The 23134-nt window shown below is 35.8% G+C and carries 19 protein-coding genes, 1 pseudogene and 1 other annotated feature; of the genes and pseudogenes, 17 read left to right on the top strand and 3 right to left on the bottom strand.

The features are described 5' to 3' along the window. The 4 genes and pseudogenes from F823_RS11130 to F823_RS0102080 form a co-directional block, all read left to right on the top strand. Positions 1 to 206 (top strand): annotated as a pseudogene (locus F823_RS11130) (hypothetical protein); the annotation flags it as partial. 202 nt (positions 207 to 408) lie between these two features. Next, positions 409 to 627: a binding site (T-box leader), on the top strand. Positions 628 to 743: 116 nt separating this feature from the next. Next, on the top strand, positions 744 to 2144 hold the full coding sequence (gene asnS, locus F823_RS0102090) for an asparagine--tRNA ligase (RefSeq protein ID WP_019595326.1): 1401 nt from the start codon (positions 744 to 746) through the stop codon (positions 2142 to 2144). A 124-nt stretch (positions 2145 to 2268) separates the two neighbouring features. Then, positions 2269 to 3171 (top strand): alpha/beta hydrolase, encoded by a 903-nt coding sequence (locus F823_RS0102085; protein ID WP_019595325.1) that lies wholly within the window; start codon positions 2269 to 2271, stop codon positions 3169 to 3171. A 17-nt stretch (positions 3172 to 3188) separates the two neighbouring features. Then, on the top strand, positions 3189 to 5387 hold the full coding sequence (locus F823_RS0102080) for an AMP-binding protein (protein WP_002844741.1): 2199 nt from the start codon (positions 3189 to 3191) through the stop codon (positions 5385 to 5387). Between the two features lie 158 nt (positions 5388 to 5545). Here F823_RS0102080 and F823_RS0102075 read toward each other — a convergent pair whose 3' ends face one another. After that, entirely contained in the window at positions 5546 to 6628 is a 1083-nt protein-coding gene (locus tag F823_RS0102075; protein ID WP_002845739.1) for a PTS sugar transporter subunit IIC, read from the bottom strand. 157 nt (positions 6629 to 6785) lie between these two features. Between F823_RS0102075 and F823_RS0102070 the strand changes: the two genes are divergently transcribed. From F823_RS0102070 to F823_RS0102050, 5 genes are read left to right on the top strand one after another with little or no spacing between them, the layout of a single operon-like run. Then, complete coding sequence (locus F823_RS0102070; protein WP_019595324.1) at positions 6786 to 8411, top strand: M3 family oligoendopeptidase; 1626 nt, start codon at positions 6786 to 6788, stop codon at positions 8409 to 8411. Between the two features lie 24 nt (positions 8412 to 8435). Beyond that, entirely contained in the window at positions 8436 to 9287 is an 852-nt protein-coding gene (locus F823_RS0102065) for a uroporphyrinogen decarboxylase family protein (RefSeq protein WP_002844744.1), read from the top strand. 46 nt (positions 9288 to 9333) lie between these two features. Continuing rightward, positions 9334 to 9993, top strand: a complete 660-nt coding sequence (locus tag F823_RS0102060; protein WP_002844747.1) for a corrinoid protein — start codon at positions 9334 to 9336, stop codon at positions 9991 to 9993. A gap of 4 nt (positions 9994 to 9997) precedes the next feature. Next, positions 9998 to 11632 carry an ASKHA domain-containing protein gene (locus F823_RS0102055; RefSeq protein ID WP_019595323.1) on the top strand — a complete coding sequence of 545 codons (1635 nt, stop codon included), beginning with the start codon at positions 9998 to 10000 and terminating at the stop codon, positions 11630 to 11632. Between the two features lie 9 nt (positions 11633 to 11641). Continuing rightward, a complete protein-coding gene (locus F823_RS0102050) occupies positions 11642 to 12706 on the top strand; it encodes a methylcobamide--CoM methyltransferase (protein WP_002844671.1) in 1065 nt (354 codons plus the stop codon). A 112-nt stretch (positions 12707 to 12818) separates the two neighbouring features. Here the strand turns inward: F823_RS0102050 and F823_RS0102045 are convergent, their stop codons facing one another. After that, entirely contained in the window at positions 12819 to 13322 is a 504-nt protein-coding gene (locus F823_RS0102045) for a hypothetical protein (RefSeq protein WP_002844732.1), read from the bottom strand. A 230-nt stretch (positions 13323 to 13552) separates the two neighbouring features. On the opposite strand from F823_RS0102045, the gene F823_RS0102040 reads away from it, so the two are divergent. The 4 genes from F823_RS0102040 to F823_RS0102025 all read left to right on the top strand — a co-directional run bounded on the left by F823_RS0102040 (position 13553) and on the right by F823_RS0102025 (position 17752). Next, positions 13553 to 14224, top strand: a complete 672-nt coding sequence (locus F823_RS0102040; protein WP_019595322.1) for a response regulator transcription factor — start codon at positions 13553 to 13555, stop codon at positions 14222 to 14224. Then, entirely contained in the window at positions 14214 to 15464 is a 1251-nt protein-coding gene (locus F823_RS0102035; RefSeq protein ID WP_002844692.1) for a sensor histidine kinase, read from the top strand. Before F823_RS0102040 ends, F823_RS0102035 begins: the two co-directional genes overlap by 11 nt. 117 nt (positions 15465 to 15581) lie before the next feature. Beyond that, entirely contained in the window at positions 15582 to 15899 is a 318-nt protein-coding gene (trxA, locus tag F823_RS0102030; protein WP_002844672.1) for a thioredoxin, read from the top strand. A gap of 158 nt (positions 15900 to 16057) precedes the next feature. Then, complete coding sequence (locus tag F823_RS0102025; protein ID WP_019595321.1) at positions 16058 to 17752, top strand: phospho-sugar mutase; 1695 nt, start codon at positions 16058 to 16060, stop codon at positions 17750 to 17752. 65 nt (positions 17753 to 17817) lie between these two features. On the opposite strand, the gene F823_RS0102020 is transcribed toward F823_RS0102025, so the two are convergent. Beyond that, complete coding sequence (locus F823_RS0102020) at positions 17818 to 18666, bottom strand: YihY/virulence factor BrkB family protein (protein ID WP_002845722.1); 849 nt, start codon at positions 18664 to 18666, stop codon at positions 17818 to 17820. A gap of 157 nt (positions 18667 to 18823) precedes the next feature. On the opposite strand from F823_RS0102020, the gene F823_RS0102015 reads away from it, so the two are divergent. From F823_RS0102015 to F823_RS0102000, 4 genes are all read left to right on the top strand, one after another. After that, a complete protein-coding gene (locus tag F823_RS0102015) occupies positions 18824 to 20266 on the top strand; it encodes a 3'-5' exonuclease (RefSeq protein ID WP_002845721.1) in 1443 nt (480 codons plus the stop codon). Between the two features lie 145 nt (positions 20267 to 20411). Beyond that, positions 20412 to 21161: an alpha/beta hydrolase gene (locus tag F823_RS0102010; protein WP_002844737.1), complete on the top strand. Its 750-nt coding sequence runs from the start codon at positions 20412 to 20414 to the stop codon at positions 21159 to 21161. A gap of 33 nt (positions 21162 to 21194) precedes the next feature. Further along, entirely contained in the window at positions 21195 to 21860 is a 666-nt protein-coding gene (locus tag F823_RS0102005; protein ID WP_002844719.1) for a TIGR04282 family arsenosugar biosynthesis glycosyltransferase, read from the top strand. 26 nt (positions 21861 to 21886) lie between these two features. Next, complete coding sequence (locus F823_RS0102000) at positions 21887 to 23047, top strand: phosphotransferase (protein ID WP_002844702.1); 1161 nt, start codon at positions 21887 to 21889, stop codon at positions 23045 to 23047. Positions 23048 to 23134: the final 87 nt, after the last annotated feature.

The following is a 23134-nucleotide window of genomic DNA, read 5'->3' as shown; positions in this document are numbered from 1 at the left end:
ATGGAAAAGTAGAAAGAAGTCACAGGGAAGATGGTAAGATTTTATATAATCGAAAAGTATTTACTAGCGAAAAAGATCTGATAAATCAGGTGGCAAAGCATGAAAGAAGATATAATAGTACGGCAAAAACAAGTTTAAAATTTAAAAGCCCAAACGAAGTTGTAGAAGAGTATTTCAAAAATACAGCCTGCTATTGTGAAAATTAAAATGAACTAAGTCAAGGTACGCAAAGCTTTACTCCTTGACTTATCCATTTATAATTTTCGATAAAATAGCAAGTATTTTGAAAAACTTTCTCGTAAGTGTAACATATGTATTGACAACTAAGAAGCTATAAATATAAAACATAATTTTAATATTGACAAATAGTCATCAAATTGGTATACTCAACATATTGAGTTAAAATTATATATGACTGTGAAGAGAAGAGTAGCAAGGAGTTCCTTATCTAGCGAGCTGGTGGTGGTGTAAGTCCAGTATAATACTTTTTGTGAAGAACATCTCTGAGTCCCTGACCAAAAGTTAGCGAGTAGGCTCAGGCGGATAGGTTCCGATATAGACCTACTAAGTGACTAGCATAGCTAGTAATTAGGGTGGTACCGCGATTATACACACATCGTCCCTTTGAGGGATGGTGTGTTTTTTATTTGACTGATTTCAAGTGTATTTGAGTCAGAACAAATAGGGATTACAAATTAATCTTGATAAATGGAATTATGAAAACAATTAATGAGGAGGCACTTATGCAGAAAGATTTTTTGGAAGTAAAGTCACTTTATAGAAAGAGTGAAGAATATGTAGGTAAGAAGGTATGTGTAGCAGGATGGATTAGGACTGCTAGAATATCTAAGAGTTTTGGATTTATTGAATTAAACGATGGATCATTCTTCAAAAATATACAGATAGTAGTTGATGAAAACAAGCTAGATAACTTTAAGGAAATATCTAAGCTAGCTATATCTTCAGCCATCTTAGTTGAAGGTGAACTTGTCAAGGTTGACAATGCCAAGAACCCTATAGAAATTCATGCTACTAAGCTTATTGTTGAGGGAGACTCAGATTCTTCATACCCACTACAGAAGAAAAAGCATACATTTGAGTACCTTAGAACAATAGCCCACCTAAGACCTAGGTCTAATACATTCTCAGCAGTATTTAGGGTTAGATCAGTAGTTGCATTTGCCCTGCACAAGTTCTTCAATGAAAGAAACTTTGTATATGCTCATACACCACTTATAACGGGTTCTGACACAGAGGGTGCTGGAGAAATGTTCCAGGTTACAACACTAGACATGGCAAACCCACCACTTACAGAAGATGGTAAGATAGATTACAGCCAGGACTTCTTCGGCAAGCCAACCAACCTAACAGTATCTGGTCAGCTAAATGGAGAAATAATGGCATTGGCATTTAGAAATATATACACATTTGGACCAACTTTCAGGGCTGAAAACTCATACACAGGCCGTCACGCATCTGAATTCTGGATGGTAGAACCTGAAATAGTATTTGCAGACCTAGAAGACCTTATGGAACTTGCAGAGGACATGATCAAGTTCGTAATCAACTATGTTCTTGAAAACTGCCCAGAAGAAATGGCATTCTTCAACAACTTTATAGACAAGGGATTGTTTGAAAGACTAGACAAGATAGTATCTTCAGACTTTGTAAGAATAACTTACACAGAGGCAGTTGATATACTACTAAAGTCAGGCCACAAGTTTGAATACCCAGTTGAATGGGGTTGTGACCTACAGACAGAACATGAGAGATATATCACAGAGGAAGTATACAATGCTCCAGTGTTCGTAACAGACTATCCTAAGGACATTAAGGCATTCTATATGAGAATGAACGATGATGGCAAGACTGTAAGAGCCATGGACTTACTTGTTCCAGGTGTAGGAGAAATCATAGGCGGATCACAGAGAGAAGAAAGATATGACGTACTTATGGACAAGATAAGAGAAATGGGACTAAATGAGGAAGAGTACTGGTGGTATCTAGAACTTAGAAAGTTCGGTACAGCTACACACTCAGGCTTTGGTCTAGGATTTGAGAGAATAATCATGTACCTAACAGGTATGTCAAATATAAGAGACGTAATACCGTTCCCAAGAACTCCAAAGAACGCAGAATTCTAAATATGACAATAATGTAAATAAATAGGGGGGTTGCTAGTAGCTTTTAAGCTAAAAGTAATCCTTTCTTTATATAATATAGTGGGATTATATTGTATAATAGTATATAGGTTAGGGGGGACGTGGTTTGAAAGAATTTAAGGATTCAAAAATAAGAGCAAAGAAAAAATCAAGCAAGTCTAACAAGGATATTTTTGACAGTTTGAGTATAACAAGAGAGCTAGAGAAATCACTTACGATACATGAAGAATTAGAAAAAGAAAAAATTAGGATTAGAAACATCCAAAAAAGAAAGCTACAAAAAAACATCTTAAAGGGGGTATTTATCGCCTTTATTATAGTGTGTGTCAGCTATCTATTTTGGTTGCAAAAGACCTTTAAGGTAACTGATAGGGCTATGCAGGCCATGATTCAAACACCGGGAATAAGCGTTGTAAAGCAGAACAATGGAAGTATTGACTTTGTTCCGCAAAATGCTGTAAAAGACACAGGAATAGTTATATATCCTAGTGAAAAAGTGGAGCCTGTATCCTATGCTAATATGGCTAGATTGTTGGCTCAAAAGGGCTATAAAGTAAGCATACTAAAGCTTAGACTCAACCAACCAGACCTGTCTTTTGGAAAGGGTAAGGACCTTATGGAGTCCAAGCCAGATATTAAGAAATGGTTTATACTAGCACACGCAAGTGGGGCCAGTATAGCCTACAAGGATGCCTTAAAAAATAAGAATATTAAAGGCTTTGTGTTTATGGGTGCAGTACCTGAGGGTGACGACTTGAACCTAGTAAATATGCCGGTATTGTCTATATGGGGTACAAATGACGGACTTCTTGATTTTACTAGAATTAAGGAAGCCAAGAAAAACCTACCGAGCAAGTCTAAATACTATGCTATAGAGGGTGGAAATAGCACAAATTTTGCCGATATAGAGTTGGTATCAGGAGATGAAGAAGCTATTATTAGTCCTGAAAAACAGCAAGCTAGGTCTGTCAACAAGATAGCAGAATTTATTGATCTAAACAAAAACTAAGTAGAGGAGGTGTAGTTTTGCCAGATAACAAACATTATGAAAAGGCTAAAACATATTGGAATAATCTGTTAAGGGACTATACTAGTATGGCTAGGTTCCCTAATGACTATTTCAAGGATGATACGGGCAAATTTAGTATGATACAAAAAGAGATAAAGAAGGCTACTTATTCGAGCCTTTTGAGTTTTTGTGATTCTAATAAGCTGAGTCTAGACTCTGTTTTAGATACTGTATTTGCCATAGTTCTTCAAAGATTTTCATGTGAAGATGACATCGTGTTTGCCAAAAATAAGATACACCTTCCTATAAGAGTCAATCCATCTAGTAGGGACATGAGGTTTACAGACCTTGCAAGAGATATTATGAGACAGACAAGTGATTCCATGGAATACTACTACTATATGATATCTTCAGAAGGCCACCTAAATAGTTTAAATGATAAATTGATAAATACTGCCTTTTATTTTGATGTGTTTGCAGATAGGTGTTCAAGCACGATAAAAGAGAAAGACCTTGATTTATATATGAAGGTCAGTCTTACAAAGGGAATGTCTATAAAGCTTATGTACAAGCCATCTTATTATGACAAGGTGACTGCTAGGAGTATAATATACCTATTTAAGCACATTATAAATCAAATAATAGCCAAGCCAAAAATTAGGTTGAGGGACATAAAGAATATAAAGGATGTCCACAAGGATATATATATAGGTTCTCAAAGGGACAATAAATTTTCATTTGATAGAAACTTAAGTTATATAGACCTATTCAGAGACCAGGTAAGGAGAACTCCTGATAAAATTGCAGTATCAGACGAGTTTTCATCTATGACTTATAAAGAAGTAGACGAGCTCACTGACAAGGTGGCAGGATATTTCAATCATATAGGTATAGGAGTTGGCTCTACGGTTGCTGTATTACAAGTAAGGACAAAGAATGTTGTACTAGCTGCTATATCCATACTAAAATCTGGAGCCATATTTTTCCCTATAGACAGGACCAATCCTGATGAAAGAGTGGGCTACCTACTTGAAGATGGCGAGGTTGACCTAGTCCTTACTTGTAGGGAGTTGGGCCCTAGGGTCAAGGAGAAACATTCCAAGTACAAGTACCTTAACCTAGACCATTGGGATAGGATTGAAAAGCAATATGAGATAAGTCAAAAATCAGGACCAAAGGATATAGCATATAGGATATCTACGTCTGGAACCACAGGAAGACCAAAGTGCATAAGTATCAGGCAGGAGAGTCTGATGAATATGTGCCACTTTGCAATAGACTATATAGGGGCTAATGAAAATGACGTCTGTGGTATATACCTTAGTTTTAGCTTTGACGCTATAGTTAAACAGATATTCCCATATCTTTTGATTGGTGCATCAGTTGATGTCTTGCCGGAAGAGTCTAGAAAAAATGAATATACAGTAGAAGACTACTGTAAGAAAAAGGGTGTTACTATACTGGCACTCCCTGCTATACTCGGCAAGTTATTCGTAAATAACTGTCCATGTGATGGCTTGAAGGTCCTACAGGTTGGTGGTGACAAATTTAAGGGATATACAAATAGGAACTACAAGATATACAACGAGTACGGACCAGCTGAATTTACAGTATTATGTAGTCAGTTCTATGTTGACAAGTACTATGAGCTAGTGCCTGTAGGTAGACCTATATACAATACAGAGGCCTATATCTTAGACAAGAATAGCAACCTATGTGCTGTAGGTATGCCCGGAGAATTATGTCTATCAGGTATCCAGATATCTGAAGGATATTCTAATAGGCCAGAGCTGAACGAAGGGTCTTTTGTATGTAACCCATTTGCCCATGATGATGATACTAGGCTGATGTATAGGACAGGAGACCTTGCAAAGATAATTGATGAATCTGGCAATATAGCTGTACTGGGTAGGATGGACTCACAGATAAAGATAAATGGTATAAGAATAGAGTTGTTTGAAATAGAAAATATGATCAATATGCTAGCTGAAGTAAAAAATGCCGTTGTTGTTGCCAAAGAAGACCAAAACGGTGACAAATACCTAGATGCATATATTGTTGCCTATGACAAATCTTTTGATGGATCAAGGGTTCTTGATTTTCTAAAACAGAACCTACCACCTCATATGATTCCTAGGCATATACTATCATTAGAGTCAATGCCCGTAACTCCAATAGGTAAGGTTGACAAGAAGGCCCTGCCACCGATTTACTAATAGCAATCAATAAGAATATATAATACAAACAATAAACTAGAGGTCGAGCATACTATTGATGCCCGACCTCTGTTTGTTGGAATTAGTTCGAGGTTATACCTCAAACATTTGCAAAAAATAGGAGCAAACCCCTACCAAGTAACTATGAATTTATGATTCTATAGGCTTAATTTATAGTCTTCTGGTGAGACTATTTTCTTTGATACCATGAATTTAAATACTGCTAGTGAAATAATTGCAGGTAGCACGAAATGCATAGCAAGTATCTCCATTGGTAAAATAGCACCAGATACATTAGGTGCCATAGACTGCCATGCCATCAGAGGACCTACCAGTCCAGCTGTGCCCATACCAGCACCTGCAGGGTTATTTGTCATTTTAAGTACTACCGATGATATGGGTCCCAATATAGCACTAGAGACTATAGGTGGTATCCATATTACAGGTTTTTTGAGTATATTAGGAACTTGTAACATTGATGTTCCAAGACCATTAGCTAAGGCGCCATTCAGACCATTCACATGGTAGGTGATAACTGCAAAGCCTATCATCTGTGAGCAACAACCTACTGCAGAAGCACCCGCTGATATTCCTGATAGACCAAGTATAATAGAAATTGCTGCTGAACTTATAGGTAGTGTCAGTAGCATGCCCATCACTACTGAGATTACAAGCCCCATAGTGAAAGATGCAAGATTCGTCGCCATCTGTATAAAGCTACCGATTGATTTCATAGCATAAAGTAGGCGAGGTCCTAATAGGACAGCAATTAACGAACCTGTTATTATTGTTACGAGTGGCGTTACTATTATATCTATTTTAGTTTTGCCTGATACTAGTCTTCCAACTTCTGCTGCTATAACTACAGCTATAAATGCGCCAAGGGGGTCTCCAGATCCCTTGATAATTAGTTGGCCAAATGAGTTTATTATTTTTCCATTTGCAAATACGGCCCCAAAAGCACCTATAAAACCAACGACACCTGATGAAAGTGTAACTAGCTTTGGAGATTCAAGTGATGTAGCAATACCTATACCGATTACTGGCCCAGTAAGAGCCATAGCGACTGGTGATATTGATACCAAAAAGCTACCCAATGACCCCGGTATAGCCTGACCGATTTGATTTATAATCAGTCCTATGATTAGGGTTGAAAATAATCCTAAGGCCATGCCGTTCATTGCTACTATAAAGTAACGGTGAAAAAGTCTGTAGGCAAGAGAATTTTTTTTGTTTTTCATTTTAACCTCCAGTTATTGTATATAGACAATATATACATATATATCATGACAACAATATTGTACAGTATTTTATAAGTAAATTCAAGTAGTTTAGTAAAAATTGATTTTTGTATATCTATGATATATAATTTAAATATAGATGAAAGTGAGGAATATAATGGATTTTAATCAAATAAAGTATGAAAGAATAAATTATAATGAATATAAAGAGATTTATAGGGATATCCTGTCAAAAATGGATAGGGCTGAGTCATTTGATAAGTATATAGACTTGTTAAATAAAATTAATAATATGAGAAACAGGTTGGAAACTATGAAGACACTTGCCCAGATAAAGTTTAGCATAGATACAACAGATGATTTTTATTCTGCAGAAAATGACTACTGGGATGAGTTAGGTCCAATGTTTTCTGATTTAGATATGGACCTATACAAAAATATACTGGATTCTTCCTATGTTGACCAACTAGAGACCAAGTATGGAAGGCAGTATATAGACCTTATAAGATGTAGTGTTAAGTCTTTTTCTAAGGATATAATTGGACTCTTACAGGAAGAGAACAAGTTGATGTCAGAGTACACTCAATTACTTGCATCTGCTTCAATAGATTTTGAAGGTAAAAAGAGAAACCTATCTGATATGTCTATATTTATGTCTGACAATGACAGGGATATAAGAAAGTCTGCTATCAGGGCCCATACCAAGTTCTTTGAAGACAATGAAGACAAATTTGATAGTATTTTTGACAGTCTAGTTAAGTTGAGGGATTCTATGGCAAAGAAGCTGGGCTACAAAAACTTTGTTGAGTTGGGTTACTACAGGATGTCTAGGACCGTTTATAATTCTGATATGGTGGCCAAGTTACGCCAAAATGTAAAGAATAAATACCTGCCTATTATTGAAGACTTAAATAAGGAACAAGCCAAAAGAATAGGCCTAGATAAAATCACCTACTATGATGAAAAGCTGGAGTTTTTGGATGGAAATGCCAAGCTTGTGGGAGATGGAGAATATATAATCGAAAAGGGTAAGGATATGTACAAGAATATGTCTGGTGAAACAGAAGAATTCTATAAGTTCTTGATAGACAATAACTTATTTGATGTTGCAGCAAGAGAAAATAAGGCCATGGGTGGATATTGTACTATACTTCCTGACTATAGGGAGCCCTTTATATTTGGGAACTTCAATGGAACGGTTGACGATATAGATGTCTTGACCCATGAGGCTGGTCATGCCTTCCAGATGTATATGTCTAGGGATATACCTGTTCCAGAGTTAGTATTTCCAACCCTGGATTCTTGTGAAATCCACTCTATGTCGATGGAGTTTTTAACATACCCATGGATGGAGATGTTCTTTGGAGATGACACAGAAAAATACAAGAAGTACCACCATGATTCAGCCATCAAGTTTCTGCCATATGGTTGCCTAGTGGACCATTTTCAGCATTTAGTATATGAAAATCCTAATATGAGTGTGGATGAGAGAAAGTCTGCTTGGAGAGAGCTTGAAAGAGACTACCTGCCAGGTAGGGACTATGAAGATTTGGACCTACTTAATAGGGGTGGTTATTGGTTTAGGCAGGGGCATATATACAAGGACCCATTTTATTATATAGACTATGTATTGGCCCAGTTGTGTGCCTTGGACTTCTATGAACTGATGAATAAAGACTATAAAAAAGCGTGGGAAAAGTACCTGAGCATTTGCAGCATAGGTGGAAAGTATTCATTCATTGATATGGTGAATATAGCAGGTATCAGCAACCCATTTAATTAGAATATTACCACTAGGAGGTGGCCTATGCCAGATAAGATTGACTACCTATTTTGTCCTAACAAACAAACCCCAAGCCTATACGAATCGGACACCTTGAAGAATACAAACAAGGACCCTTATTTCGATGTTGAAACTATTAGTAGACTTGCCCTAGAAATTAAAGAAGTTAAGAAGGATAAGTTTTGTCAGCTACCCTTTTGCCATACTCTGGAGGCTGAATCATTTGGGGCTAGGATAGAATCGGACAGCTACGGGATTAGGATTAATAGCCCTGTCCTATCAAAAGTTGAAGACTTGATAGATAATATATCAAGTCCCATGGAATCTCCTAGGATAACTAGGGTAAAGGACTCTATTTCCATCTTGAAAAATGATGACCTACAAGTCATATATGAGTTGTCAGGTCCCTTTACAATATTGAATGGCCTGCTTGATTCTACGACAGTATACAAGGGCTTGGTCAAAAAAAAGCAGGTTATGGCTATAGTCTTGGACCTCCTAAAAGATCATCTTATAAATTTTTCTAGAGACCTCATAGACTTGGGAGTCGATATAATAAGTATAAGTGACTCACCGGTGGATATATCTATAGTGGGGCCTGAAAAGGTAAAATACATATATGATAATTTTACTAGGGAGTTTTTTATGGAGCTTCTTAAGATTGCTGATGGCAAGTGTTTGATATATATGTGCCCTAAAATGGCACGCTCTTTAGAAGAAGTCGGTCTTATAGACCTAAAAAGGGTAAATTCTCTTATGAATGACTATCTAAGTCTAAAGCCAGCACCGAGGTATATTGTGACAGGTGCCTGTATTTCTAGAAGAAATACTGATATAGGAACAAGAAATTTGATGCAAGTAGAGAGCTTAAAATAGGATGACTGAATAATAAAATCTATGTTTTGCAATATAAGGAGATATTATGTCAGAAGAGAGAAAAAAAGAACTAATAGATAAGTTGGCTTCATATGTTGTAGATATGGAGGATGAAACCATAGCAGACCTAGCCCAGACTTACCTCGATGAAGGATATGATGCCAATGATGGTATAATGGACGGATTGGTAAGGGGTATGAATGAAGCTGGAAAACTCTATGATGAGGAAGAATACTATATAGCCGAGTTGCTCCTTTGCTCTGATGCAATGTATGAAGGTATAGGAGTATTAAAAAAAGGTCTTGAAGATGAATTAGACAGCCGAGATAGGATAAAGGCAGTTATAGGGGTAATAGAGGGTGATACCCATGATATAGGAAAAAACTTAGTTAAGATAATGCTGGAGACTGCTGGTTTTGAAATGATAGACCTAGGAAAGGATGTCAAGGTTGATAGATTTATAGATACAGTAGTTAATGAGGATGTCAAACTCGTATGTATGTCGTCTCTTATGACTACAACAATGTATCTTATGAAGGATGTTATAGACAGGTTAAAAGAGATGGGTATTAGGGACAAGGTCAAAGTCATGGTAGGCGGTGGTCCTGTAACACAGAAGTTTGCAAATGAAATAGGGGCTGATGGATATTCAGATTCTGCTACAGAGGCTGTAAAGGTCGCTTGTAGCCTCTTTGATAGGAAGTGATATAGTGGATGACAAGTTAAAAGTAAAAATAGAAACATCAGACAAACAAATGCTTATTGAATCTAAAAAGGGGCAAAATCTGCTTGAAATTCTGAGGGAAAATCACATAGATATTGAAGCCCCCTGTAACGGTAACGGAACTTGTTCAAAGTGTAGGGTATATGTAAGGACAAATGAAGACCGTAATAAATCTGTACTTGCTTGTCAGACTAGGGTTGAGGAAGATATGGAGCTTATCCTTAATTGTGACTCAAGTAAAGTATTATATAGGGGCTTGGGGTCTAGCAATAACAAGGTATTGTCGGATAATCTTTCCATAGCCCTTGATATAGGTACTACAGGCATAGAGATGGTCTTGGTCGATAGCAAGTCTGGAGAAGAAATATTGAAAATTTCTGAAACGAACCCACAAAAAAACTATGGTTTAGATGTCCTGAGTCGTATTTCTTATTGTAAAGAAAATCCTAAAGGACTTAAAAACCTGAATAGGCTTATCGTGTCAAAAATAAATGAAATGGTGGGTGCATTTGGGGAGGACATTTGTTCTAGGATTAGTCTTATTGTGGTAGCAGCAAACTGTACAATGAGTCATATTCTTATGTGTGAATCTGTAGATGGTCTTGGAAGGTACCCATTTACACCTGAATTTAAGGATACTGTTTTAACAAAGGCTACTAGCTTGGGTATTGATAATTTGAAGAATGCAGACCTGGTATTGATGCCGCAGGTGTCTGCCTATGTTGGTGGAGACATTGTATCAGGACTCTATAGTATAGGACCTATAGACGTAAGAAAGAGGTATCTATTTATAGATATAGGTACAAATGGTGAAATAGCCCTAATAGACAAGGGTAATATAGTCACTTGCTCTTGTGCAGCAGGTCCAGCCCTGGAAGGCATGAATATATCCAACGGCATGAGGGCAGAGGATGGAGCTATTGAAGATGTAGTAGTAGATAAGAAAAACAAGTCTGATTCCAATATAGAGATTAAGTCCATAGGATCCCAAGAGATAAGGGGAATATGCGGAAGTGGAATTTTGGCCCTTGTAAGGGAATTAGTGAGAAATGGCTATGTAAACAAGAGGGGGAAGTTGGCTAAAAAAGAAGAACTAGAAGAAGATGACCCACTTATAGACCATTTTGAAAGTGTTGGTTCTGAAAAGAGGTTTTACCTAGATAAGGACAAGGACATCTATATCAATCAAGCAGATATAAGGGCTGTACAGTTAGCCAAGGGTGCTATATATTCATCGCTTATGATGATACTGAAAAGACAGGGTTTAGGTGTCGAGGACATTGATCAGCTATTGATAGCAGGTCAGTTTGGCTACCACCTACCTAAGGAATCTCTAGTTGGACTGGGTATAATAGACAAGGAATATGAAGATAAAATAACCTATTTAGGCAATTCATCAAAAAACGGGGCTCTTAAGTTTATTAGGGTCTACTATGATAAAAATAAGGATACTGGTAAGGCTTCTACTAAATATAGAAAAAATATTCTAGATAAGGCTTCGAGTGATAAGTTAATAGACATGATAGATGAATTAGATAGACTTGCTTCTTCTATAGATTATTTTGAACTTGCCAACGAAGAGCGTTTTGATAGGGCTTTTGCCAAGGCGATGACTTTTTAGGAGGAAAATATGGACTTAATTATAAACAAAAAAGACAAGATGACACCCATAGAGAGGTCGTATGCAATATCAAATGGTCTAGAATATGATAGGTTGCCTATGGATCCATTTTTGGGTGAGATAAAGGCTAGGTATATAGGTAAAAATACAAGAGAGTACTGGTTAAATGAGGACAACTTAGTAAACGCAGATATAGCCGCCTTCAACAAGTTTGGCTATGACGGTATGGGTGTAGGACCCAATGCCTATGGAATAGCAGAGGCAATAGGTATTGAGGCCAATTATCCTGAAAATGGACTGATAACAGTTAAAAAACTAGCTATAGACAACTTAGATGATGTCAATAATATGGATATAATAAAGCTTAGTTCAGGTAACCTTATGACCTACTATAATGCTACGAGCAGGCTAAGGGAAATAGGTGATGGCATATGCCCTGTTGGAGCATCCCTGTCAGGCCCTCTTACCCTGGCTGGATTTTGCTATGGAACTGACAGGCTCTTAAAGGCCATGATCAAGTATCCTGACAAGGTAGATAGGCTATTAGAATATATTGTAGAGTGCGTAAAGCTTGTAATAGACGAGTTTTCTAAGATTGGAATATCATTTTCTATGGCAGACCCTATAGCATCGACTACTATGATTAGTCCTAAGATGTATAAGAGGTTTGTCTATGGTCCAACCCAAGAAATATGCAACTATTTGATGAAGGTCAACAATTCTAAGCCATCCTACCATGTATGTGGCAACACAAAGAAGATATGGACATATATAAAGGATATTAACTTTTCCATGTTTAGTATAGACAATGAAATGAACATACATGAGGCTTGTGAGTATTTCTCAGACTACCTACCTATAGCAGGTAATGTCGACCCGGTAAAGATAATATCAAAGGGTGACAAGAAAATGATTGAAGACGCTGTTATAGACTCAATAATGGCCGGAAAAAAATGTAAAAAAGGATTTATACTTACTCCAGGATGTAATTTACCACTTTATACAAGTGACGAAAATATTGAAATATTTATGGATGCTGGTAGGAAGTACTCTAAATTGATTTTGCAAGACTAAAAATCACAACAAAAAATCACAACAAAAAAATCACAACAAAAAATCACAACAAAAGACAGGTTGTCTCGACCAAGCATAAGTTTACTTGGGGAGATATTTCCTGTCTTTTATATTATACCAAATCCTTATGATCATTTATAAAGTCCTTTATAACCTGTGTAAGCACTTCGTTTTTCTTTTGCCCTATATTGGAGCAAAGAGCGTCAAAGTCCTCCCATATCTCCTTGTCTATATTGATGCTGACCCTTTTACTTTCCTTTACTATATCATTTTCTAGGTCTATTTTTGTAGACTTGTCTGATAGCTTGATTTTCTTTAGGGGGGCAAGGTCCTTGACTAGTAGGTACCAGTCGTATATTTCACATAACTTGTCCATGTCATCTTGGCTAAGAGAAACCCTTTTAGGACTTGATTTTCTAGTAACAGCAGCTGAACCAGTTTTTGAATTCTTTTTATTTGCTGCTGGATTTTTAGTGGTTGTTTTTCTAGTCTTTGTATTTTTAGCACTTGATTTTGCTGAACTCGTTTTTACTTCTTTATTATCGGATTTTTGTTTTTTGCTCTTTGAATCAGTCTTATTTAATAGGTCTTCAAACCCAACTTGTTTAATCGTCATAGTCAAACCCCTTTCAGTCATAATTATATATCATATCGACCTATATTTCTAGTTATTTACTTGAAAATGTTAGATATAAAGGGATTCTAAAGGTAAATAGGCTAGAATTATATAATAGTGGATATTGATAATATATTTTAATTTAGTGTTTTGTTGACTAGATATTCACTATTTTTTATGATATATTATAATATATGGTGAAAGTTTGCCATATGGAAAGTGAGGTTAATATGAAAGTATTAATAGTTGAAGATAATAAAACTCTTCAAGCGGATATGAAAAAAGAATTATCGAAGCATTTTGAAATAGAAACATGTATAGATGGAGAAGAAGGTCTTTACCTGATTGAACAGGGAATATATGACCTAGTAATCCTGGATTTGATGTTACCTAATATGGATGGTATGACTATATTAAAGGAGGCTAGAAAGTCTGGTATAGATACACCAATACTGATACTTACTGCCAAAGAAGCCTTAGATGACAAGATGGAAGCCTTTACTCTTGGTGCCAATGACTACCTTACAAAACCATTTTATATGGATGAGTTGGTTGCTAGGACATTTGCCATCCTTAGGACAAATGGTAGGATAAAGGACAACAAATACCTTGAATTTAAGGACCTAAAGATAGATTCTGAGAAGAAGGCTGTATTTATCCATGACGAAGAAATAGAGCTACAGAACAAGCAGTTTAAGCTACTTGAATACTTTGTTCTAAATAAGGGGTCAATCTTATTAAAGGAGCAGATCTATGATAGGATTTGGGGAATAGATTCTGATGCTACAATAGAAATAGTCGAAGTATATGTAAGTAATCTTAGAAAAAAACTATCAAAATTTGACTATGACAAGTATATTAAGACAAAGAGAAAGGTCGGATACATACTAGATGATAAATAATAATGCCTTTATAAAGACAAGGAAAAATCTTATATTTACAATTATGTTTGTAGTTGAGATTTTTATGATTTTTGTCAGCATATTTATTTTCAATTACTTTAAGGTATCCATACTGTCAAATATAGATACTTCTCTTCAAGAAGAGTATAAGTTTGTCAGCAACGCTTTTGACAAGGATTCTATATTAAATCCTATTATATTACAAGACCCAAGGGATATAGTATATATATATGAGGGTGATGAAATCAGGTACTATACCCAGAATAGGTATTTCAGCCAGATGCCTAGTATAAGGCCGAATATAGAAGACGAGTACATTAACGAGATATACGGCGGTTATAAATTTAGGACTTTTTATATTAAAAGTGGCAAGTACCAGTTTAGGATTATGAGGAACATAGACTCTGAAATGCAGGGACTAAGCCACCTTATAACCCTATTGATTCTATCAGACTCTATATCATTGCTCTTGTCCTATATAATAGCCAAGCTCTTGTCTAAGAAGGCACTCAAACCTATTGAGACATCTTGGAACAACCAGGTCAAGTTTATACAGGATGCCTCTCATGAACTGAGGACGCCGGTTGCTATAATACAGTCAAAACTTGAGTCTCTCCTAAAATCACCAGAGAGTACTATCGAAGAAGAGGCAGAGACTGTTGCTGTTGCCATGAGAGAGACTAGGCAGCTCAAAAAAATGATATCTGAACTATTGTCACTTACAAAAGAGGAATCAATAGTAAAGATAAATACAGAGTCTGTGAGTATAATTGATTTATTTAATGAGTTGAGTGGATCCTATAATGAAATAGCTGAATACCAGGGCAAGCACTTCAAGTACGATGTTAGCTCTATCAAAAATCCAATCTTGTATACAGATAAAAATAAACTATCTCAGCTCTTGAGAATATTGATAGACAATGCCTTTAAGTATACAAATACAGATGATTCTATAGAGTTAATCGCAAGTCCTAAGGGAAGGGACAGGCTTGTAATTGAAGTAAAAGATACGGGAATTGGCATAAGCGCCAAGGACCAAAAAAGAGTCTTTGAAAGATTCTTTAGGAGTGATGCAGTTAGGGCAGAGAACATAGAAGGCTCTGGAATTGGTCTTTCAATAGCAAAACTGATAACCAATACCCTATGTGGTAGCATTAGAGTCAAGTCAAAATTAAAAGAAGGTACTAGCTTTATCATTGAATTGCCAAGGGGTAGAGAACTCAAGGGCAAAAGAAAATAAGTATATGTTTTAAATCTATAGTTTTTGGTATTAATATAGTATAAGTTAAAGATGATATCAAAATGATAGATGGATTTAATGTAAAATAAAATCTAAAATAATCGGGAGGAATTTAAAATGGCAAAAGTAATTAATGGAAGTGAATTTGTACAGAATGTAAAGGAAGCTAAGGGATTAGCAGTTGTAGACTTTTTCGCAACATGGTGTGGTCCTTGTAATATGCTAGGTCCTGTATTTGCAGATGTAGCAGAAGCTAACAAGGATGCTGCCTACTTTGCAAAGGTTGATATAGACCAGGCTATGGAAGTAGCTCAGGAATATGGAGTAAACACTGTTCCTACAGTAATATTCTTCAAGGATGGAGTAGAAGTATCTAGAGAAATCGGGTTTATGCCAAAGGAAAAGATCGAAGCTAACTTAAATGCAATGAAGTAGTATAAGTTTTTAATAGCACCACTTGGGGGTTGATCCTTTTATTAGGACAGTCACCTGAGGGGTGCTTTTTTTATTATATTGTTTACTTTTTTTATACTATAGCTTAAAATATAGATGTGGCAGGGAACAAAAATCCCTATCAGTATGAGGAGGTAACTATGGATTACATGAAATTGTATAAGGAATGGATAGAAGCTTCATATATAGATGATGAAACTAAGGATGAGCTAAGGGCCATTGAGTCCAATGAAAAAGAGATAGAGGATAGGTTTTATAGAGATTTAGAGTTTGGAACAGCAGGCTTAAGAGGTATATTAGGGGCTGGTACAAACAGGATGAACTTATATACAGTGAGAAAGACTACATATGGTCTTGTTAAGTACCTCATGGATAATTTTGAAGATGCAGCAGATAGGGGTATTGTTATAGCCCATGACAATAGAAAAATGTCTAGGGAATTTTGTATGGAGTCTGTAAGAGTCATATCAGGTATGGGCATGAAGGTTTATTATTTTGATGATCTTAGGACAACGCCTATGCTATCTTATTCTGTTAGGAGACTCAACTGTATAGGTGGTATAGTGATCACAGCAAGTCACAATCCTTCAAACTACAATGGTTACAAGGTATATGGAGACAATGGAGCACAGATAATGCCTGATGTTGCCAAGAAAGTGCTGGAGACAATAGACAGGGATTCTAGCTTGGATGTACTCCCACTTTTAGATGAAAAAGCTAATAAGGACAAGGCTGTCATGCTGGATTCAAGCCTGGATGATGAATTTATTGAGGCTGTAGAAAGAAACAGCATAAGAAAGGATATAATTAAAAAGTACGCCAAGGATTTTAAGGTTGTGTATACACCTCTTTGTGGTACTGGCAGGGTTCCAGTTATTAGAGTTCTTAGAGACTGTGGTTTTGAAAATATAATAGTAGTTCCTGAAGAGGAAATGCCAGACAAGAATTTTGCTGGTATAGACAAGCCTAACCCAGAAGAGAAGGAAGCTCTAGAACGTGGTATAGCCCTTATGGTAAGGGAAGAGGCAGATATACTTATAGCAAACGACCCAGACTGTGATAGGGTAGGCATAGCTGTTAGAGGTAAGAATTCAGAGCCGATACTAATAAGTGGCAACCAGATAGGTGGTCTACTTACTGACTATGTACTAAAGGGCTTAAAGGAAACTAATAGACTCACAGACAAGGCCTGCATGATAAAGACTATAGTAACTTCTGAGTTTGGTGCTGATATAGCTAGGGACATGGGAGTTGAAGTCGTTGAGATACTTACTGGATTTAAGTTTTTGGGTGAAAAAATGACCCAATATGAAAAAGATGGGTCAAAGGACTTCACAATCGGCTATGAGGAGAGTTATGGATACCTAGTAGGCGACCAGTGCAGGGACAAGGATGGTGTAGTAGCTACTCTTATGATAGCTGAAATGGCACTTTATTACAGGAGCAAGGGTAAGAGTATCTATGATGCACTTATAGATTTATACCAAGAAAATGGTTATTACAGAGAAAATACCAACTCTATTTACCTAGGGGGCAAGGAAGGCTCTGCAAAGATAAAAGAGATAATGGATACTATGAGAGGTCAAAGCCTGAACCAAATAAATGGGTCAAAGGTAGTTAGGCTAGATGACTTCAAAAAGGGAGTAGAAGGCTTCCCTATATCTGATGTATTAAAATACTATTTGGATGACGGTTCGTGGATAGCCCTTAGGCCATCTGGAACTGAACCAAAGATAAAGATATATATAGGAACACATGATAAGTCTGATTCAGTAGCAATAAGAAGATTAGAAGAATTGACACAAAGCTTCGATGAAATGATAAAATCAATATAAGAATAAACCTCTAATCAATCATCTAAAGGGATGGTAGATTAGAGGTTTTATTATAGGTATTTATACTAACACGCACTTATGAATTCTTCGTTCTTTGAGAAATATATAAGGGCGTTGACCTTATATCCCACAGAAACAGATAGGGAGCAGAAGTATAGCCAAGTCATAAGAACTATCATGGTAGATATACTTCCATATATTTCTCCATTGAAGAAGTTGTTGGCGTATACTGAGTATAGCATAGAGAACAACAACCAAAGTAGACTAGTCACTACAGCGCCGGGCAAACAGTATTTATAAGGTATCTTTTTAGATGGTCCAAAACTGTAGATTCCTAGGAATATTACAATCATAACCAAGATAGGAACAAGATATCTCACAATAGTAAATATTATACCGAGAACCATATTGGAACCCTCAACGTTTCCAAGTAGACCTATTATAAATTTAGATATTTTAGAACCATATACCAAAAAGACTATACACAGTATAATTTCTATAAAAAATAGGGCTGCAAATATAAGACTCGTAAGTTTGGCAATAATAGGGTTCTTCTTATCTTCAAAGCCATAGTAGGCATTTTGAGCAACTAGGATAGAATTGACAGCCTTTGAAAAAGTCCACACAGCAAGTCCTGCAGATACGATTAGGAGTTTTTGGCTCTTGTGGGTCACTGCTGACTTTATAAAGTATACAACGATTGTATGGGCTTCAGCAGGTATTATATTCTTGATGGGCTCTGATGTTGTCACTACATTGACCTCTGGCACATAGGCCAAGGCACATATGACGAAAATTAGAGACGGAAATATTGACATAGTGAGGTAGAAAGACATCTCAGCCGCTCTTGAATAACTATCTCCAATATCAAATTTTTGAATTAAAGCTCTTATACAATTTAAATTTTTTTTCATAAATTCTCCATTCCTAAGACTAAAAGTCTTAAATATAATAAGGATATATATTAATTATCTACCCACATAAATAGTCCTCCAATAATTAATTTGACTATTCAATATTAATATATAAACGATTATGGTATAATATTTGTAGGAATTCGGAGGTAGACAAGTGGAAGAAAAACATGAAAATAACTTAATAGCATCTAGACATGCTGATTTCCTACCTAAATCATATGTATCGTTTGATCTAGAGGCAACAGGAAATTCAAAGTTTAACTATATGATAGAGATAAGTGCCTTTAAAGTCATAGATTTTGAGGTGGTTGATGAATATTCGTCACTGATTAGGCCACCTCGATCTAGGAAGGTAACTAAATCCAGTAGATTACTATCTGAATGTGAAGAATTTGGAGATAAGATATACTATATAGATAAATTTATAGAGAGCTTGACTGGAATAGACAATATATCCATCCATAAGGCTGAAAAAGAGGCTGATGTAATAAAAAAATTCAGGGACTTTGTCGGCGATAGCATCTTGGTTGGGCATGGTGTAAACAATGACATAAACCTACTAAAAGATACCTACATGAGGGTTTTTGGTGAGGAATTTACAAATAAATATATAGATACACAGGTCCTAGGAGTGTTTCTTGATGATAGGGAGTACTCTCTTGTAAACCTATGTAACAAGTATAGTATTGAAAACATAGATACACACAGGGCTAGTTCAGATGCCTATAGGACCAATCTCTGTTATATAAATCTTTACAAGGATATAGAGGCAAAGTATTCATCTATACCTGAGAAGCTATTTGCCAATTGGATAGAAGACAGGCATAATAAACAGAATCGTATACTTAAGAATAGGACAATGAAGTCTTTAAATGCAAAAAATTGGAATAGCCATTATGAGAATATGAAGAGAGAGGACTATTTGGCACTTGATATTATAGGAAACTCTCTGTCCTTTGACATGTCGGTTTCAAGTGATGATTTTAATAGTTTTAAGAAGAGGTTGAAGAAGTTTGATATTAGGCTTCATAGGGACGTGTTTTCTAATACTAACTTCTTGATTGTGGATGATATAGCCACTTTCTCAAATCAATCAAAAAAATTAAAATTTGATGAAAAAAATCCAAACTTAAAAAGAGTTTTGTCTTTTAATATAAAGGGCAAGAAAATTAAGGTTATAGATAAAAAATTATTGACTTCTAAAATTGATTATCTAGAAGAATATACGGCTAGACATAAATTTGACGGACTAAATGATGAATTATCAATAAAATATCCTTCAAAAACCAAGGGTGAATTAGTTGACCAGTTTAGTGTTTTGGGAAGTAAGTTTTATCTATATAACGATCTTTCAACTATGAATAGTAATGATCTTAAAATACGTTTAATCAATGATGGGGCAGAGGTTAGAGATGTTATTGATGAGGACTTAGACTATATAATAGTTGGCGAAGGAAGGAACAAGAATACATTTTACAATTCAGAGGAATGTAACAGATTTTTGGAAATTTTGGCCTATGGAAATGACGTAAAACTACTAAATGAAGAAAATTTCAAATTGTGCATCAATTTGAAAGTCAAAAATACAATTATATAAAGCGAAAACCGACAGTTAATTTAATAAAGTGACATATAAATGCAAGAATCATATTATTTCTTTCATTTATAAAATGAATTGACATTTTTAGTTTATGGTTGTATAGTATTCATAGATAGAAGGTAATAATATTATGGAGGACGTTATGATTTTTGAAACATACGGCGATAAGACTAAGCCTGTCGCACTTTTAATACACTGTATTTTTTATCCTGGTGCAAGTAACTACAGGGGTATAATACCGTATCTAGAGAAGGGCTATTATGTAGTTGTTCCTAGACTTGAAGGGTTGGACTATCCACACCACGATTTTACACCTAGAGTATATCAGGCTGACAAGATAGTTTCTTGGTTAAAAGAAAACAAGATAGATCATATAGGATTTTTATTAGGTGCTTCATTTGGAGCTGCCGTTGCATTTGAAATACTAAAGGAATTGTGGTTGAAAATAGATGTAGCTGTTCTTGATGCACCGGCTCTAAAGCAGAGTAAGGTCAGAGGGATGTTCTTCTATATGGAGCTTAAAAAGCTAGTGAAGGAATTTAAGACTAGGGGCATGAAGGTGTTTGATAATGACCCAAGATATAAGTATGTTTCTATGAGTGATAAAGAGTATATACTAAATGTATATAAGAATTTGGATAATGACACAATTAAAAAACTTTCATTTTCATGCTACGACTATACATTGCCATCTGCCATCTATAGACCGGATACAAAGATAAAGTTCTTGTTCGGTGAGAAAGACAAGGCAAGGATGAACCTACCTGAAATAAAGAATCTTCATTCAGGAGAGATAAAGATTATTGAGGGTATGGACCATATGCAGTATATATTCGATAAGCCTAAGGATTACTTAAATGATTGTGGCTTAAATGTGTGTAGCAGAATCTAATCGATAAAAATATAAAATATAAGGAGTTATGTATTGAAGAAGGGGTTAATTATTTTTACAAGAATACCAATCCCTGGATATACTAAGACTAGACTTGAAAAAAAGCTGTCCCAACTAGAGTGTGCCCGTTTGCATACTTGTTTTCTCAATGACCTAGAACTGATGACTAGTAGAATTGAGGGGGACAGCTTAATTGTATTTACAAACTCTGGTGCTGAGTCTTATATAGGTCCGGGTGTATTGAAGGATATATTTAAGTATGCTGATGTTTTTATAGAACAGAGAGGACAGGATATTTGGCAAAGAATGAAGAACGCCTTTTCTGATTCATTTGACTTGGGCTATGATAGCCTAGTCTTGATAGGATCCGATATACCTGAGATTTGCTCAGTACATATTAATAGTTCTCTCAAGGCATTGGATGATAGTGACATTGTAATCACACCTACAGAGGACGATGGTTATTGCCTGATTGGTATGAATAACCTTGACAATGAGGTCTTTGATATGGGCGAGTATGAGGGACAGACAGTTGTTGAGAGGACTATAGAACTAGCTAAAAAGACGACTGATAAGATTAAGATAAATGATCCTCTAGTCGATATTGATGAAGAAGAGGATATCATAAATATCGTAAATAAGTTTGATAGACATACATATCCCAATACCTATGAATACCTCGTGAGTTTGGGATACTAAAATTACTAGAGGAGGACTTGGAATATATGGTTGATATGCTAGATACAAGAGATGTTGCTAGATTTGTTAAGTCTCGTGCGTTTTTTGACAGGTACTATAATTATTTAATAAGTAAAAAACATATAGGAGGCTTAGAAATAGATAAAGGAGAAAGAAATACTCCTGTGGTTCCTAGTGACCTAAAAAATAATATAGATAAGCTAGAGTTCAAGACTAGTTTCCTAGCAAATGGAGAATATAACTGTAACTATAGGATTGAGGTCATATACGAGGCTAGGAAAATAGACGATATGGTATTTAGGATAAACTATGCCAGTCAAATGAACTTGAAAAACCAGATAGCATATGAATTTATGGGGCTTGAGGCTGTTTGCAAAAGCGGGGTTACTCCAGTACCATATTTTTATGATGATTCTAAAAAGGACTTCCCTAGAGACTATCTTGTGATGGCTTTTATCCAGGGGAGACCTATGGATTACAAGAAGGACCTACTTACGGCTGCCAAATGTTTGAACATGATTCACAAAACTTGTATACCAGACGACAACTCTTTGGTAGAACCTGACAATCCATTTAAGGCTATACTTGAGGAATCAACTAATATGTACAGTAAGTACAGGTCAAGCGACCTATTTGATCCTAGGGTTGATGAGAGGGTTCAAAAGATTTTCGCAAGGGTCCAGCAAATATGTGACAGACTCGATATTAGTTATGATGGTCAAAATAGTACTGATAAAGAAGGCAATAAGTCAATAATAAATACTGAATTAAATTCATCGAATTTTATAATAGGTGACAGGACCTACCTTATAGACTGGGAAAAGCCTATTATTGGTGAAAAAGAACAAGACCTAGGCCATTTTCTAGCACCTACGACTTCATTTTGGAAGACGGATATAATATTTACAAGAGACCAAGTAGAGGGATTCTTAAAATATTACTTTGAGGAATTTTACGGTATTGAATATTATGAGTTTAAGTTAGATCAATTTGAAAGCTTCAGGGACAAGGTCTATTCTTATATTAGGATGAACTGTTTGAGGGGTGTAACTTGGTGTGCCATGGCCTGGGTTGAGTACAACAAGTCAGAAAAAGACTTGCTCAATGAATTTACATTTAACAAATTAAAGGCATATCTAGACCTTGACTACTTAGATATGCTAGTTAGAGACTTTATAGAAGATTAGAAGATTCTAATAGCTGGACTAATATAAATAAAAGTACAAGCATAAACACAAACACAAGCACAAGCACATCTATTAGAACTATTAGAA

Origin of the sequence: Peptostreptococcus anaerobius VPI 4330 = DSM 2949, from assembly GCF_000381525.1 — a bacterium.
In the GTDB taxonomy this organism is placed as follows: domain Bacteria; phylum Bacillota; class Clostridia; order Peptostreptococcales; family Peptostreptococcaceae; genus Peptostreptococcus; species Peptostreptococcus anaerobius.
This window is presented reverse-complemented; position numbering and strand designations above follow the sequence as displayed.

What these genes read in the sequence shown, in the direction of transcription:
- F823_RS0102070 (WP_019595324.1), top strand. Translation starts at nt 6,786, where the DNA reads ATGGATTTTAATCAAATAAAGTATGAAAGAATAAATTATAATGAATAT.
- F823_RS0102060 (WP_002844747.1), top strand. Translation starts at nt 9,334, where the DNA reads ATGTCAGAAGAGAGAAAAAAAGAACTAATAGATAAGTTGGCTTCATAT.
- asnS (WP_019595326.1), top strand. Translation starts at nt 744, where the DNA reads ATGCAGAAAGATTTTTTGGAAGTAAAGTCACTTTATAGAAAGAGTGAA.
- F823_RS0102050 (WP_002844671.1), top strand. Translation starts at nt 11,642, where the DNA reads ATGGACTTAATTATAAACAAAAAAGACAAGATGACACCCATAGAGAGG.
- F823_RS0102025 (WP_019595321.1), top strand. Translation starts at nt 16,058, where the DNA reads ATGGATTACATGAAATTGTATAAGGAATGGATAGAAGCTTCATATATA.
- F823_RS0102020 (WP_002845722.1), bottom strand. Translation starts at nt 18,666, where the DNA reads ATGAAAAAAAATTTAAATTGTATAAGAGCTTTAATTCAAAAATTTGAT.
- F823_RS0102065 (WP_002844744.1), top strand. Translation starts at nt 8,436, where the DNA reads ATGCCAGATAAGATTGACTACCTATTTTGTCCTAACAAACAAACCCCA.
- F823_RS0102040 (WP_019595322.1), top strand. Translation starts at nt 13,553, where the DNA reads ATGAAAGTATTAATAGTTGAAGATAATAAAACTCTTCAAGCGGATATG.
- trxA (WP_002844672.1), top strand. Translation starts at nt 15,582, where the DNA reads ATGGCAAAAGTAATTAATGGAAGTGAATTTGTACAGAATGTAAAGGAA.
- F823_RS0102000 (WP_002844702.1), top strand. Translation starts at nt 21,887, where the DNA reads ATGGTTGATATGCTAGATACAAGAGATGTTGCTAGATTTGTTAAGTCT.
- F823_RS0102075 (WP_002845739.1), bottom strand. Translation starts at nt 6,628, where the DNA reads ATGAAAAACAAAAAAAATTCTCTTGCCTACAGACTTTTTCACCGTTAC.
- F823_RS0102045 (WP_002844732.1), bottom strand. Translation starts at nt 13,322, where the DNA reads ATGACGATTAAACAAGTTGGGTTTGAAGACCTATTAAATAAGACTGAT.
- F823_RS0102035 (WP_002844692.1), top strand. Translation starts at nt 14,214, where the DNA reads ATGATAAATAATAATGCCTTTATAAAGACAAGGAAAAATCTTATATTT.
- F823_RS0102010 (WP_002844737.1), top strand. Translation starts at nt 20,412, where the DNA reads ATGATTTTTGAAACATACGGCGATAAGACTAAGCCTGTCGCACTTTTA.